The sequence below is a fragment of the Pseudoalteromonas sp. SR41-1 genome (assembly GCF_014164015.1).
GTDB lineage: Bacteria > Pseudomonadota > Gammaproteobacteria > Enterobacterales > Alteromonadaceae > Pseudoalteromonas > Pseudoalteromonas distincta.
Window position 1 is genome coordinate 267,858 of the sequence record NZ_JACJEK010000002.1, and the last position, 15,067, is coordinate 282,924.

Consider the following 15,067-nt stretch of genomic DNA (forward strand, 5'->3'; position numbering starts at 1 on the left):
TACTAAGATTAGACAGACAAAAGTGCAGCCTTAAAACAGCTGCACTTTTTTGTTTTACATAAATTTACGTTATTTCAATAATAAAGCGCTTACAACGTTGTCACTCAGCGCATTTTTTTGCCATTATAGGCCGTGATTTAATTACGAAGGAACATCACGGTGTATTTAAGCTATTTTGGCCTGAACGAAAAACCTTTTTCGATTTCGCCCAACCCTCATTACTTATTTTTAAGTGAACGACATAAAGAAGCCTTAGCACACCTTACCTATGGATTAGGTGAAGACGGTGGTTTTGTATTATTAACAGGTGAAGTAGGTACAGGTAAAACTACAATTACCCGCAGTATGTTAGAGCAGCTTCCTGAAAACACTCAAGTAGCGATGATCCATAACCCAGCGCTTTCAGAGCTGGAGTTATTAGCCAGTATTTGTGATGAGCTCAATATTAGTTACGATGTTCATAATGCGACGCTTAAAAGTCTTACCGATATTATAAAAAAGCATTTAGAGACTAATAATAAATCGGGCGGGCACACTATACTTATTATTGACGAAGCACAATTACTTGCCCCTAACGTGCTTGAGCAATTACGTTTGCTGACAAATATAGAAACCGATCATAAAAAATTATTACAAATAGTATTGGTTGGTCAACCAGAGCTGCAAGAACTTTTGAAGCGCAACGAATTAAGGCAACTTGCCCAGAGGATAACGGCTCGTTACCATTTATTACCACTTACGCAAGGCCAAACAGTCGCTTACATAAAGCATCGGTTACATATTGCAGGGTGTGATAAAGGAATCTTTTCGATGGATGCCATGCAAGCTGTTCATCAATTAACTGGCGGTGTGCCACGATTAATGAACTTGGTCTGTGAGCGTGCTTTAGTTGGGACTTTTGCAAAGCAGCAGTTGATAGTTGATAGCGATATAATAAAAAAATCAGCCCATGAGTCATTACCCATGGATTTTGTCGCACCGGTTAACGAAGCTAACAAAGCAACGTCATTTGTACCCTATAGCCTTGCATTCGCTGCTTTATTTGCCGTAGGCATTGGGCTTTCATTTATTTTATAGTTAGGTAAGTTATGTCTTATTTATTAGATGCGCTAAAGCAGTCGCAGCAATCAGATATGAGTGCTGAACAGTACGACTTACAATCTGAGCAGTTAAAGCAACAGCAAGCACTTAAGCGTTATAGACGATTAGCATTAGTATTTGGTACAAGCTTAGCTGCTTTTATTGCGGTAGCGGGTGGCTTTACCGCCGGAAAGTGGTTTCAAAGTACGACTTTATTAAACGCAGCGGAACCCGCTGTAATTAAGGTGGTGGAAAGCGAAAAACCATCGCCTAACAAAGACGTTAAAGAGGAAGATGCTGAAGCTGAAAAACAGCAAGTAGCTAAGTTGGAGCCTGCTAAAGTAGCTCCAACAAATACTGCAACGATTGAAGGGCAACTTGTGCATGTGCAAACCCCCAATGGTGTACAGCAAATGTTATTAACCCCAAATGGTCAGTATATTCCTATGCCGTCGAGCCAGGTCACGAGCGCAGCAGGTTATAATCAGCAAAACATGCAACAAGTAATGCCTGTTCAAAATTATAATCAGCCAGCGTTTAACCCACAAAGTAATTACAATCCAAATAATGCACAAAACACTGCGGTATTTGGGCAAAATCAAAATACCGCATCGGCTCAACTTGATATGAGTAAATATAAAGTATTGGGTAAGCCAATTAATGGCAGCACCCAATCTCAACAGACGAGTGACCCTGAGCTTGATGCTGTGCCTACAACTCTTAAAAATGCATTTGCGCAAGCTATACAAGATGTCGAAAAAAACCAAGATTATGAAGTTACTCAAGCGTCAAAAACGTCATCACGTGTTGAGCCTGTTGAGTTATTACCTGATGGTTTGCAATCAATGTTACCTAGTATTAAATATCAAGCGCATATATATTCATCGAGTGCTGATAAACGTTGGATCAAGCTAAATGGCCGAGAATTACACGAAGGAGAAAGCATAGGAGCTCTAACAGTCACAGAAATTACACCTGAGCAAAGTGTGCTAGATTTTGATGGTTATGAGTTTAGCTTAAAAGCTTTGCAAGACTGGCCGCAGTAAGCGCTTAGTTATCATGTTGAGAGCTCGGTAGAATATTGAGCTCTCAATAGTGCTTAGGATAATATTGAATTTTTATAAAAGCGTTCTAAATCAATGTTATATTCTTTAGGTTTAATCGCTGACTCAAGAGTGTCTACAGTTTTTTTATTAGATAAATCAATATCTTTTACTTCGGTGTAGCGGCTATGCTTAGCGCTGTAAAATGTTTTAACGACAGGTTTTAGTGGTGCCCCCGGATTACTCTCGGTGACCAAACCCACTCTTTGACTCGATAACCTTACAAGCGTTCCTACCGGATGGATGCCAATACATTGAATAAATTTATTAAGCAGCACAGGATCAAAGCTATCAGGGCACCCGTCTTTTAATATTTTAAACGCCTTTATTGGCTCCATGCCTGCTTTATAAACACGTTCTGCGGTAAGTGCATCATAAACATCTACAATTGACGCCATACGCACATACTGACTTATCTCGTCACCTTTTTTACCAAACGGGTAGCCTTTACCATCGAGTCTTTCGTGGTGCATACCTGCAATATCTACCGCGATTCCTGTTAAGCCAGAGTCTTCTAATATCTCTTTACTGAAAAGCGAATGCATTTTCATTATTTTAAATTCGTCGTCTGTAAAGCGGCCAGGTTTGTTTAGCACTTCATCAGGGATTTTTATTTTTCCAATGTCGTGTAATAGTGCGCCGGTAGTCAGCTCAACAATAGTGTCTTTCTCTATATTTAAGTGTTTTGCAAAAATACCCATTAATATTGATACATTAATTGAGTGCTCAAGTAGGTAGGCATCTTTTTGGCGCATTTGGGTAAGGCAGGCTAGGGCATCTTGATTTCTAAAAACAGAATCCATAAAGCCACTTGCCAGTTCTCTAAACGGCCCTACATCTATATCACGGCCAGCTTTTATATCTTTAAATGCTTTTATTTGCAGTGTTTTTGCTTCGTCATAAAGCTTTTTTGCTTTTCCCATTTCTTGCTCAGCGCTGTTTATTTTTTGCCAAGGATTACGCTTTATTTTTGTTGTAGGTGTAGCGATTGGATCTTTTTCAGGGACTGAATCAATGAGGGTTTTATCTGGGTCGATTTCTACTTCTAAAATACCTGCTTTTATCAGGTTATTAATACCAGCTTGAGTTTTAACCCAGCCTTGGTTTTTAATTTTAATGCTGCCAGTTTGTTTGGTAACGCTTTGCACAAACATACCTGGGACTAACTTAGTAATAGGAATGGTTTTCAATTTCACGGCTTCAGTTGTTAATCTACTTTTAAACTAACAAACTTATACGTAACGACCAAATAAAAAAGGCACTTTACAGTGCCTTTTTTTATTTTTTAGTGAAAAACTATTAGCTTAATTATTCATCATCTTCAACAAGCGTCATTAGCGAGGTATTACCGCCTGATGCTGTTGTATCAATACTAATTGTTTTTTCAGTAATTAAGCGCTTGATTAATGTATCGTAATACTCAGAGCTAATTACCGGTAAAATTGCGCCTTTACGCTGTGCAAGCTGTTGGCTAAAGTAGCCTAAACGAGACGAGCGAGCGGCAACTACCGCACCAGCTAAATGAGGGTGAGCTAAGATAGCTTGTAACTGATTAGGTTTAGCTACTTGGAAAACACCTTCAGCAACACCTGTAGAGATAAATTTATCTTTAAAGGCAACAGCTTCATCGTAAAACAGCTCAGACGCTACAGTAATTACCGTATTACCTGCGGCAATAGCGGTAATGATAGACAATGCCCAGAAGTTAAATGATGTGCTCTTATCTGCATAACACACTACACAACCACGCGCTTCTAGATGAAGTGTATTAGACTCACCCGTTGGCCCTGGCAGGGTAGTAAATTTACGCATGTGCTTTTCAAGGCGGTTAAGCTGTGCACGAGCTTCTGATAATGTTAATGCTAAATCGTCTGCTAAATCGTCGATAATTTCTACCGTCGCGATTTTAGCAAGCAACTGACGTACAGCCGAAACTCGGTCGTTTAGTGGTGTTGCACGCCAGATTTTTTCATCGCGCATTGAGTTAGCCATTAGCTTTTTAACTTGCTCATTTGCACCGCTGTAGTGGTGTAAATCAAGCTCATCTGGCGTCAGGTTTGTCATTTGCACGTTATCTGGTGATGCTTTTTCTTTTACTAAACGTTGAAGGTAGTTAGGGCCACCGGCTTTAGGGCCAGTACCTGATAAACCACGGCCACCAAATGGTTGCACACCAACAATAGCACCAATCATGTTTCGGTTAATGTAAACATTACCCGCACGTGACATTTTAGCAAGGTACTCACAGCGCTCTTCAATACGTGAATGTACACCCATTGTTAAGCCATAACCTGTGTTGTTAATTTGATCCATCACATCATCAAGTTCGCTCGATTTAAAGCGAACAATATGAACACATGGGCCAAATACTTCACGCTTAAGTACTGATAAGTCTTTGATTTCGTATAAACGAGGAGCAAAAAAGTATGCGCCATTTTGCGTGTTATCCGGAATTTTACACTCGTAATGAAGTATAGAATTACCTTTTAAGTACTCAACGTGCTCATTTAAGTTTTTAAGTGCTTTTTCATCAATTACAGGACCAACATCAGTTGATAGTAACGATGGATCACCAATGTGTAACTCAGCTAGCGCACCTTTAAGCATTTCGATAATGCCATCTGCTACGTCATCTTGAATGAATAAAACACGAAGAGCAGAACAACGTTGCCCAGCACTTTGAAAACCAGAACTGATCACATCGTCAACTACTTGCTCAGGAAGCGCCGTTGAGTCAACAATCATACAGTTTTGGCCACCTGTTTCTGCAATTAACGGTACTTGAATATCGTTACGTGCAGCAAGTGTTTGAGAAATTAATGTGCCTGTTTCAGTAGAGCCTGTAAACATAACCGCTTGAATGCGCTCATCAGGAACAATTGTTTTGCCTACTTCTGAACCACGAGCAATAACCGGTTGAACAACATGCTCAGGTAAACCAACAGACAACATTAGTTCAATAGCACGAAGGGCGATTAAACTTGTTTGCTCAGCAGGCTTTGCAATTACAGTGTTACCTGTAACAATCGCAGCGGCAACTTGGCCTAAGAATATTGCAAGCGGGAAGTTCCACGGGCTAATACATAAAATAACGCCACGGGCTTCAAAACGCTCATCTTGCGATAGCTCCTCAGCGCGCGCCGCGTAGTAACGGCAAAAATCAACCGCTTCACGTACTTCATCAATACCATCTTGCGCTACTTTACCTGCTTCTTTAATACAGATAGCAACAAGTTCGTCGTGATGACGCTCTAAGATATCAGCAACTCGACGCAGTAAGTTAGCTCGCTCTCTTACTGGTGTTTGTGACCATGACTCAAGTGCAGCTTCAGCGTTAGCCAGTAATACTTTCATCTCTTCGCCAGTTTGCAATTTAACGTGGCCAATGATTTCTTTGTGATTTGCTGGGTTTTTAACAGCTAATGAGCCTTCAGGTACTTGGCTTTGCTCAATTAAGTGCTCGTTAAACCATGTTTCAAGATTCTCTTTAAAAGGGGTAATAACGTTAATGTCGGTTAAATCCATGCCTTTAGAGTTAGCACGTTCTTCACCGTATAAATCAATTGGCATTTTGATTTGCGTATTGTACTTGTTACGCAAGCCTTGCAATGTTTCTACAGGGTCTGGTAGTAGTGATTCAACAGGTTTTGTTGTATCAACAATTGCGTTTACAAATGATGAGTTAGCACCATTTTCTAACAAACGACGAACGAGGTACGCAAGGAGGTCTTCGTGTTGACCAACTGGGGCATATACGCGGCATTGAATTTTTTCTTCGTTAACGATTTGGTCGAATAATGACTCACCCATACCGTGCAAACGCTGAAATTCGAAACCTGTGTTGTCGCCTTTGGCTACTTCTAAAATAGTCGCGGCAGTGTAAGCGTTATGTGTAGCAAATTGCGGATAAAGCACATCGCGCGCTTCAAGCATTTTAATAGCACACGCTTTGTAAGAAACGTCTGTTGTTGCTTTACGGGTAAATACTGGGTAGTGATCTAAACCATCTTGCTGTGTGGTTTTGATTTCAGTATCCCAGTATGCGCCTTTAACTAGACGTACCATCATCTTGCGACCAACGCGGGTTGCAAGGTCAGTAAGCCATTCAATTACAAAAATAGCACGTTTTTGATACGCTTGAACTGCTAAGCCAAATCCTTGCCAATCACCAAGATCTTCATCACTGAATACCGCTTCAATTACATCTAATGAAATATCTAAACGGTCTGCTTCTTCTGCATCAACGGTAAAGCCGATATCGTATTTTTTAGCGGCAAGAGCAAGTTCTTTTAACTTAGGGACTATTTCTTCCATCACACGGTCTTTATGAGTGAACTCATAGCGCGGATGAATAGCAGAAAGCTTAACTGAAATACCAGGGCTCTTAATTGGACCACGACCATTGGCCGCCTTACCAATTGAGTGTATAGCATTCATGTAGCTGTCAAAGTAACGCTTCGCATCTTTCATTGTGCGCGCGCCTTCGCCTAGCATATCGTAAGAATACACATAACCTTTTTGCTCTGTTTCGGCTGCACGTTCAATTGCTTCGTCAATGGTACGACCCATTACGAATTGCTTGCCCATAATTTTCATAGCAAAGTTTACAGACTTACGAATAACTGGCTCACCTAAACGACCAATAGTCTTTTTAAGCATGCCGAACTGTTGTTCTTTAGTTTTGTCTGTGTAGTTAACCATTTTACCGGTAACTAATAATCCCCAAGAAGATGCGTTTACAAATAAAGAATCGCTGCTTCCTAGATGAGAGCTCCAATCACCTTTGGCTAACTTGTCACGAATAAGTACATCTTGAGTTGCTTTATCTGGTACGCGAAGCAGTGCTTCGGCCAAACACATTAATACAACGCCTTCTTCACTAGAGAGTGAAAATTCATTTAAAAGCGCATCAACACCGCCTTGCCCATCTTGCTCTTTACGAATGTTCAAAACAATCTGGCGGGCTCTTTCCCAGGCACGACTTCGTGCTTTTACGCCTACTTCTGCAAGCGGTAAAATATGATCAATAACTGCATTTTCATCTATGCGGTAGAAGTCACGGATTCTTTGTCTGATAGGACAAGTAGTAGTTAAATCGCCGTTGAATAACATAAGCAACCCTCAGGATGTTAAGAATTAAAGTAAAATTAATTACCAATAAATTACCAGTGATATTGTGAGTGCATTCTAATTAAAATTCAGCAGAATATGCTGGTTAAATTTCGCGATTTACGATAATTTACAGGGTATAAATTTAACTTATCCGCATAAAATTCTGTTATGACAATTCCAAATAGATTACGCATGCTAGATCGCATTGATTTAGCCATACTAGACGTTCTTCAAAAGAACGGCAGAATTTCTAATGTTAACCTCGCAAAACAGGTTAATTTGAGTGCCAGCCCGTGCCTAGATCGGGTTAAACGATTAGAGCAAGAAGGGTATATTGAAGGCTATTATGCCAAGCTTAGCGAAGCTAAACTTAATCAGAGCTTAGTAGCGCATGTTCAAGTATCGCTTGTTGCTTCAAATACAGCTGTATTTAAAGTATTTAGAGAGCACATATTAAGGATAGAACAAGTAGTCGAATGTGACATGGTTGCTGGTGGTTATGATTACTTATTAAAAATTCGCGTTTCTAATATGGAAGAATATAGACAAGTTCTTGGCGACTTAGTAGATATTCCCGGCGTGGGTACTCATCATACTTATATGGTGATCGAAAAGATTAAAAAGGATGAAGGATTGTTAATCGATATTTAAGCTTTTCTCAAGTCATAAAAAAACCGCAATTGCGGTTTTTTTATTTTAGTAGATAAATGCTATACCAAATAGTTAGTACATCACCTTATACATAATTTATTACGACCTTCCGACTTCGCTCTGTATAAGGCAGTATCCGCCGCGCATATTAATGCCTCAGATGTTCTGTATTGATTATTGTATTCACACGCTAAACCCTGACTTACACTTATTTTTACATTCGCTGGTAAACCGAGATCTCTAAAATTAATGTTGAGTATTTTTTCTTGAATACGCTTAGCAATCATTTGTGCATTTGAAATGTGCGAACGAGGCAGCACAACAGCAAACTCCTCACCACCATAGCGTGCTACTAAACTGTCTTTAGATGGTAAGCACTCTTCAATTGTACGAGCGACTTTTTGAAGGCACTTATCACCTTTTACATGGCCAAAGTTATCGTTAAATAATTTAAAGTAATCAATATCAATAAGTATAAAGCTAAGAGGCTGCTTGTTAACTATGCACTCTTGCCAATTTTTAATGATGGTTTTTTCTAAAGTACAGCGATTAGCAATACCAGTGAGATGATCAAGTCTGGCTACGTTTTCCAGTACTTTGTATTTTTTAACGTGCTTTGAAATATCATGCATTATACAAATAAAAAGTGGGGTACTTGCGACTACCGATTCGGGAAAACATGATATAGATAACTCAACATCTAAACAGTTACCATTGTTTTTTCTTATTTTAACTTCTTTCGGACCATGATTGAGTGGTGTTTGATAGTTGTTTTTCCAACTTTCAAACATGTATTTATAGTCATCGCGATACTGTTCTTGTAAACAATCTTGCCATTTTTTACCTATTAATGAATCAGACGTTACATTGAAAAAACGTGCTGCTACGGGATTGACTGATTCAAACACCCCATCTGCATTAACAATAAAAATAGCATCGGCCATGACATTAGTGACATTAATAATTGCGCTTATTTTTTCATTGTTAACGGTATTAGAAATGCTGCTGATTAATGCAGATACAGCGCTGTCGGTGTTGTTTGCTTTGCTATTTTCATTATTGTTAGACATGGTGTTGCTCATTTTTATTGTTAATGAAACTTTATGTCTAGCAGTTTATTCAATTTATCGTTTTTAAACCTTTCGGTAACCTTCTGATTTAAGTTGTTGTTATTTAAGTTTATTTAAGTTTATTTAAGGGGCGTTTTTAAATAAATTACACCGCAATTAATATGCCTTTGCAATTTAAAAATAAGCATTACTAATTAGAGTTCTTTTTCATTCTTAACTTGAGGATCAGCGCTTTCATATTTATTGCCATTACACTCAACGTTAAAGATTAAGCATACAGAGCCATTATTTTCATCTGTGTCGGTAATGATAATTGTGTGGCCGTTGTCACTTACTTTATAGCTGAAGTCTTGGGCGCATGGTTTTTGTGTGTCGATATTGGTGATAGTAGCGCCAGTAAATACGAAACCATTTTGAATTGTGGCATCGTCTAAATTGTAGTTGCCAGCGGTTTCAGTTCTTACAACACCACCGCCAGTAGCGGGTTCGCCATTTTTTGTATAGCTAAAATAGCTTCACCGTTGTTAAGTTCAATATTTACTTGAAAGTCGACATTTTCTAGGGTGTTATTCATATCATTTCCTTTATGAGTAATTATAGTTGGAAGTTCGTAATGCCTAATTTAACTAGGCTTGTTTTTATTTCTGATATCTCGTCTTCTCTGTTTAAACAGGTATAAGCTTGTACTAGTGGGTATGTTATTTTTACGCTCTGACTTATTTTTGCAGCTTCAGAAATTGCTTTGATAGCACTTAAGCAAAATTGCTCTCGCTGTTTATTAGTTGTAGCTAAGTTTGCTTTGATTAAGTTTATTCTTGTATATACTAAGTAATCACCAGTTTTAGTTAGGCTGGCTAATTGATGTTTGTAGTTTTCATTATTCTCAAGCTCAGTTAATAACTCCTGCGCTTTGAGTGGTGATTGTCTATTTATAAAATATTGAATCAGTGTAATTTGTGTATTAATAGTGCTGGTATTTTTAAAATTTTGAGATTTTAAAAAATTAATTATTTTTTCAATTGTTGAGTCAGTAGCTTCATCAGTAGATAGCATTAGTGAATGTGCTAAAGAGCGATAATACATAAGCTGAAATTTATTGTTTTTTGGATCTTGTACTAAAGCTTCATTGATAACTTGATTAGCCAAGCTGGCTTTTTTATGGGCCATCCGTTTATCACTCAAATAGCTCAGTAAATAACTTTGTTGCATATATAGGTTTGCTGACGTGTAAAAAAGGCTTGCATCACTAGGGTAGTCAGCAATCAATTTTGTGATTACGTCAACTGCACCTTCCAATATATTAACTGCTTCATTAAAGTTACTTAGCTTCTCTTCTGTTTTTGCAAGCCAACTAATCGTATCGGATTTATCTCGAAGTAAATCTTTGTTATTAGGTTTCAGTTTAAGCGCTTTATTTTTAAGTAAAAGTGACTCTGCAAAGTTCTTTTTTGCAGCGCTGTAGTTGGATTTTTCTATGTATAAAGAACCTAAAGAATTAGATGAATACGATAATTCCATAATGGAGTTAAAATCATTGGCTGCCAGCGCATACATTTTTTTACTGTAAGCGTGGTATTTTTTAAACATTTGCTCAGTAGCTTGATGATCATTTTGATCATAAGCTAATTGACCAAGCCAAAAGGCATTGGCACCTGCAAGCGTTAGTAGCTCTAAGTTATTAGGCTGTATTTTTAATAATGCCTCAAGGCGGGTGCGGGCGTTTTCAAAGGCGGTAAAGGCTTCATCAGTTTTACCTCGGGAATAAGCTACTTCACCCATTGCTTCGAGGGTTTGTGCGTACTGAAAACGGTTGTTAAATTGTGCTTTATTATCGCTAAAGCTAAAAAGTGAACTTGAATCGTCAGTTTGATTAGTAAAATACTCAAGTGCTTTATTACTAATACCATCAAGTAAGTCCATACGTTCAACGCTACGTAATTTATCGGCAAAGTCGCCGACCATAAACCCTAGTAAGCTTTCGGCCTCAAGCTGCTTGTTTTGCGCATGCTGTTGGGCTTTAAAACTAATGAAGCTCATCAATAACGCGGTAAATGTAAGTAAGCACAATAAAGCAACGGTCACTCGTTTTGCTCTTATTTTTGTTTTTATTTTGTTTACAGAGCTTTTGATAAGAGCATGCTCGTTATCATCTAATTTAAACAGTTTGTCGTTAAGTAATAGCTGCGCTTCTTGTAGTGGTTTACCTGGCGCTAGGAGGTAAGCACTACTTTTGCCTTCATCTACCCAATTTCGTGTTTGATGTTGTAAACGACTTTTTATTGCTAAGGCATCTTTATGGTCATTAATCCATTGTTTTGCGCGCGGCCATTGACGCAATAATGCCTCGTGAGCAAGACTAAAACAGGCTTCTTGGTTTTGTAAATGCGATACAAATAAACGGCTATCGACCATGGCTTGCACAAGCTCTTTTTGACTTGTGTTGGTTAATGTTTGCCAGCGGGCAGCGCGGCTCGTAATGGTTTTACCATCTGGGTTTAAAGTGATCAGTTGTGATAATACGCTTTTTAGTTGCTGCTGTTGCTCATTACTAAGGTCAATAAATATATCTTCTGCTTTTTTGCCTATGGCCCCCTCAATACCCCCGAGTTTTTTGTAAACACTGTGCAGTAGCTCGTTATTATCACTGCGCTGTAAGTACAGCTCTTGCAATGTGTATTGCAGCATGGGCAATGCATCGGGGTTATTGGCGGTATCGGCGCACAATATTTCATCCAGTGGTGTTTGAGTTTGTGGGTCATTGGAGAACGTTAAATTAGCGGTTAACGCTGGCAGGCGAATAATTTGTTGGAGTTCTTGGCGGTTTGGCGGTGTTAAATCGTAGTGCGCGCCATGAGCTTTGCCTGCCATTAAACTTGGTTGTTCAACAACTAAAGGGTAAAAGTCGTTACGACACGCACTAAATACAATCACGGCTTTAGAGATTGCTAAGCGCTCAATAACCGACAAAAAATGGCTGCGTGTTTCGCTACTAAATATAGGAGAAGAAAGCAGTACTTCTAAGCGGTCAATAAATAAAAATAACTGGGGTGTTTTAAGTTGTGTAGAGGCTTTACTAAGTGCAGCTTGTATGGCGTTAATTACGCCATCTATTGCCAATTCTAGTTGCTCTGCAAGTGTTTGCGCGCTTAATCCTTCAAACACAGGCTGGTCGTTTATATCCCAATCAAGTAATGCAGAAGCTAAGTCTAGAAAAAGTCTATTTTTATGCACATCTGCAAAGTCGATCTGGGTGTAGGAAATAACACCGATGCCATTATAGCCTCGCTCATCTAGCAGTTTTGGTAAAATTCCAGCATTAACAAGCGAGGATTTACCTGTACCACTAGGGCCAAGTATTAAGCAAAAAGCACGACCGTAATTTACCTGGCTAGATATCCTTTCCAGCAGGGTAGCTATAGATTGGGTACGGCCAAAAAAAACGTGGGTATCATTTGGGTTATATGCACGCAGGCCTAAGAAAGGGGATCCTCCCTGCCATGTACTTTTAGTGCTTGGGATAGGATCTGCTAACGGAAAAGATAATTTTGCAATAATGCGGTAGCCACGTTTACGGATAGTTTCAATATAATGTGGTTCATTGGCTTTATCACCGAGCGCTTTTCTTAGCTGAGTGATAGTTTTATGTAATGGATTATCGCCAATATCAGTATTTTTCCAGCATTTATTGAGCAATTCATCGCTGCTTACAATGTCGCCATTTTGTTGACACAAATGCAATAAAACCTCCATCGCTTTGGGCTCTAACTGTTTGGCTTTACCAGTGAGTTGAATTGAGTTAGTTGAAGGTGTTACTTGCCAATCGCCTAGGTAGAAGGGGTTGCGCATCATCATTACTCATTATTGTTTTTTTATTATTAAAATTAAGTGCGTATTGATATTTATTAACACTATTTATATGGCAAATAAATCTATAACACAACTATTTGAGTTTATTCTGAGCAGAGGGGGTAGGAAAGGATGAGCTTGCAGATGTGCAAGCTCACTATAAAAATAAATTAGCTTTCTAGGTCGGCTTTGTTAATTGTAATGACGCGTTGAGGGAATGGAATTTCAATATCAGCGTTATTAATTGCTTTATAAACACCACCGTTAATAGCCAGTTTGGTTTCGATAATTTTAGTAGTAGGCACCCAATATCGGTAGCTTATTGTAACACCGCTATCGGCAAAGCGTTCAATACCCACTTGTGATAACGGATTTTGTGCGACTAATTCATGTGCTTTAAGTACGTCTTCAATGAGGCTAATCGCGTTATCAGAGCATGCACTATAAGCTATATCTATTTCACCTTTGACCAATGAGTAACTAAATGAGTTATGAAGTATTTCACCCACTATGTGCTTATTTGGAATGGTGATTTCTACTTTTTCTTCATTGATTAAAATAGTGTAGCCAAGCTCAATTGTTTTAACTTGGCCGCTTACATTTTTAACTTCAATAGTATCACCAACAACAAAAGGTCGCGTGGCTATAATGGCAAGGCCTGCACCATAATTAGAAAGCATTCCTTGCAGCGCTAAACCAGCACCTAAAGATGCAGCACCAATGGCTGCTACAAATGGTGTAACGCTGATACCTATTTTGCCAAGTGCAATAATTATAACCATTACAATGAGCAGTACTTTTACCACGCTACTGACAAAGTTAGTGAGCGTAATGTCAACATTATGGCGGGTCATTAACGCGGCTACAAATTTGGCAAGCTTTTGTGCTATCCACAAACCAATGAGGACGATAAAAATAGCGCCAACAATTTGCATACTGTAGGTAATCATATACTCAGTAAGCATGGTGTAATATTTTTCAAACTGTTCGATTTCAGAACTGATCATAAAGCGCTCTATGTTAGGGCTATGTTGTATTTTTCCAACTATAGCAAAATGTTGACTAAAAATGGATATAACAGCGGCACTATAATCGCTGTTAATAAAGCACTTAGTGCCATTGCAACTGATGAGTAAGCGCCTACTTTTGGATGCTCAGCAATAGCAGCAGCGGTCCCAATTGCATGGCAAGCTGTGCCCATGGCAACGCCTTGAGATTCGTGATTAAAAATATTAATGAGTTTAAAAAGCATAAAACCAAATAAAGCGCCTAATAAACCAATAAAAATAACTAAAGCCGCAGCAAGTGAGCTAATCCCTCCTAACGAGTCGGTAACAATTAAAGATATTGGGGTCGTCACACTGAGTGCGGCAACAGATGCACTTAGCTGTGCAGGTGCGTTAAATAATATGCTTAGCAAAAATGCCACAACGGTTGCGTTAACAATGCCTAAGCTACATGTTGCGACTATGAGTAATAGATTTTTTCGTACGTGTGTAAACTGCTGATATAAAGGAAGCGCTAGAGCCACAATTGCGGGCTCTAATAACCAGCTTAGTAATTTGCTGTGCGTGGCAAATTGCGTATAAGGCAAATTTAGATTAACGAGTAATAAAGCAATAATACTAATACTTAAAAATACGGGGTTGGTGAGCGATTTAAATACGCTGCTTTTTATACTTTGGTTTACGGCCCTTAGCGCTAAAAATAATACAATAATGAAAGGAATACTTAGCCACCATAAATTAGGCTGTAGCTCTGAAATATCGGAAAAAGTAAAATTAGTCATTATTTTCTCTTCCCTTAAAGTACGCAATTACACTGCTAACAAGCAATAAGGTAGTTATAGGAACAAGCACCACAACTGAGGCTAAAAATGCCCAGTGCGATTTTATAAGGCCGAGATGCTCAATAAATCCCACGCCAGCTGGAATGAAAAAGATAGGCATAATATTTAAAATAGGGGAGGCGCATGGTTTTACATGTTGCTCTTTTACAATACCCGATAAGAGTAAAACTAATAAAATAACCATAGCGAGTAGCGGTGCAGGAAAGCTTCCACCAATAAAGTGCATAATGAGTTTAGCGCAGGCTAAACATAGTAATATAATAGCGCTACTGAGCAGATATTTCATCAAAGTGGCTCACAGAAAAGATAAGAGCTTAACTTTAACAAATCAAACTCTTTTATGCATTGTGCAATAG

The 15,067-nt window shown here is 38.7% G+C and carries 10 protein-coding genes and 1 pseudogene; 3 read left to right on the forward strand and 8 right to left on the reverse strand.

The window, feature by feature from the left end:
- Positions 1–159 precede the first annotated feature (159 nt).
- Positions 160–1,077, forward strand: a complete 918-nt coding sequence (locus H5118_RS02725) for an ExeA family protein (RefSeq protein WP_024596878.1) — start codon at positions 160–162, stop codon at positions 1,075–1,077.
- An 11-nt stretch (positions 1,078–1,088) separates the two neighbouring features.
- Positions 1,089–2,126, forward strand: a complete 1,038-nt coding sequence (locus H5118_RS02730; RefSeq protein WP_182747711.1) for a general secretion pathway protein GspB — start codon at positions 1,089–1,091, stop codon at positions 2,124–2,126.
- Positions 2,127–2,179: 53 nt separating this feature from the next.
- Here H5118_RS02730 and H5118_RS02735 read toward each other — a convergent pair whose 3' ends face one another.
- Entirely contained in the window at positions 2,180–3,373 is a 1,194-nt protein-coding gene (locus H5118_RS02735; protein ID WP_182747712.1) for an HD-GYP domain-containing protein, read from the reverse strand.
- 118 nt (positions 3,374–3,491) lie between these two features.
- A complete protein-coding gene (gene putA / locus H5118_RS02740; RefSeq protein ID WP_024596881.1) occupies positions 3,492–7,295 on the reverse strand; it encodes a bifunctional proline dehydrogenase/L-glutamate gamma-semialdehyde dehydrogenase PutA in 3,804 nt (1,267 codons plus the stop codon).
- 168 nt (positions 7,296–7,463) lie between these two features.
- On the opposite strand from putA, the gene H5118_RS02745 reads away from it, so the two are divergent.
- On the forward strand, positions 7,464–7,946 hold the full coding sequence (locus H5118_RS02745; protein WP_024596882.1) for a winged helix-turn-helix transcriptional regulator: 483 nt from the start codon (positions 7,464–7,466) through the stop codon (positions 7,944–7,946).
- Positions 7,947–8,026: 80 nt separating this feature from the next.
- On the opposite strand, the gene H5118_RS02750 is transcribed toward H5118_RS02745, so the two are convergent.
- From H5118_RS02750 to H5118_RS02775, 6 genes and pseudogenes are all read right to left on the reverse strand, one after another.
- Positions 8,027–9,016 carry a sensor domain-containing diguanylate cyclase gene (locus H5118_RS02750; protein ID WP_182747714.1) on the reverse strand — a complete coding sequence of 330 codons (990 nt, stop codon included), beginning with the start codon at positions 9,014–9,016 and terminating at the stop codon, positions 8,027–8,029.
- Positions 9,017–9,210: 194 nt separating this feature from the next.
- Positions 9,211–9,590 (reverse strand): annotated as a pseudogene (locus H5118_RS02755) (DP-EP family protein).
- Positions 9,591–9,610: 20 nt separating this feature from the next.
- A complete protein-coding gene (locus H5118_RS02760) occupies positions 9,611–12,865 on the reverse strand; it encodes a winged helix-turn-helix domain-containing protein (protein ID WP_182747716.1) in 3,255 nt (1,084 codons plus the stop codon).
- A gap of 167 nt (positions 12,866–13,032) precedes the next feature.
- Positions 13,033–13,869 carry a mechanosensitive ion channel family protein gene (locus tag H5118_RS02765; RefSeq protein WP_182747718.1) on the reverse strand — a complete coding sequence of 279 codons (837 nt, stop codon included), beginning with the start codon at positions 13,867–13,869 and terminating at the stop codon, positions 13,033–13,035.
- A gap of 38 nt (positions 13,870–13,907) precedes the next feature.
- Positions 13,908–14,651 (reverse strand): LrgB family protein, encoded by a 744-nt coding sequence (locus tag H5118_RS02770; protein ID WP_182747720.1) that lies wholly within the window; start codon positions 14,649–14,651, stop codon positions 13,908–13,910.
- The gene (locus H5118_RS02775) at positions 14,644–14,997 is read right to left on the reverse strand and encodes a CidA/LrgA family protein (RefSeq protein ID WP_010553207.1); all 354 of its coding nucleotides are present in this window, start codon (positions 14,995–14,997) and stop codon (positions 14,644–14,646) included. The genes H5118_RS02770 and H5118_RS02775 overlap by 8 nt, the downstream gene beginning before the upstream one ends.
- Between the last annotated feature and the right edge of the window lie 70 nt (positions 14,998–15,067).

Bases quoted from the DNA above. Each gene is read 5' to 3' on its own strand.
- putA (WP_024596881.1), bottom strand. From the start codon at position 7,295: ATGTTATTCAACGGCGATTTAACTACTACTTGTCCTATCAGACAAAGA.
- H5118_RS02750 (WP_182747714.1), bottom strand. From the start codon at position 9,016: ATGTCTAACAATAATGAAAATAGCAAAGCAAACAACACCGACAGCGCT.
- H5118_RS02760 (WP_182747716.1), bottom strand. From the start codon at position 12,865: ATGATGCGCAACCCCTTCTACCTAGGCGATTGGCAAGTAACACCTTCA.
- H5118_RS02730 (WP_182747711.1), top strand. From the start codon at position 1,089: ATGTCTTATTTATTAGATGCGCTAAAGCAGTCGCAGCAATCAGATATG.
- H5118_RS02765 (WP_182747718.1), bottom strand. From the start codon at position 13,869: ATGATCAGTTCTGAAATCGAACAGTTTGAAAAATATTACACCATGCTT.
- H5118_RS02775 (WP_010553207.1), bottom strand. From the start codon at position 14,997: ATGAAATATCTGCTCAGTAGCGCTATTATATTACTATGTTTAGCCTGC.
- H5118_RS02745 (WP_024596882.1), top strand. From the start codon at position 7,464: ATGACAATTCCAAATAGATTACGCATGCTAGATCGCATTGATTTAGCC.
- H5118_RS02770 (WP_182747720.1), bottom strand. From the start codon at position 14,651: ATGACTAATTTTACTTTTTCCGATATTTCAGAGCTACAGCCTAATTTA.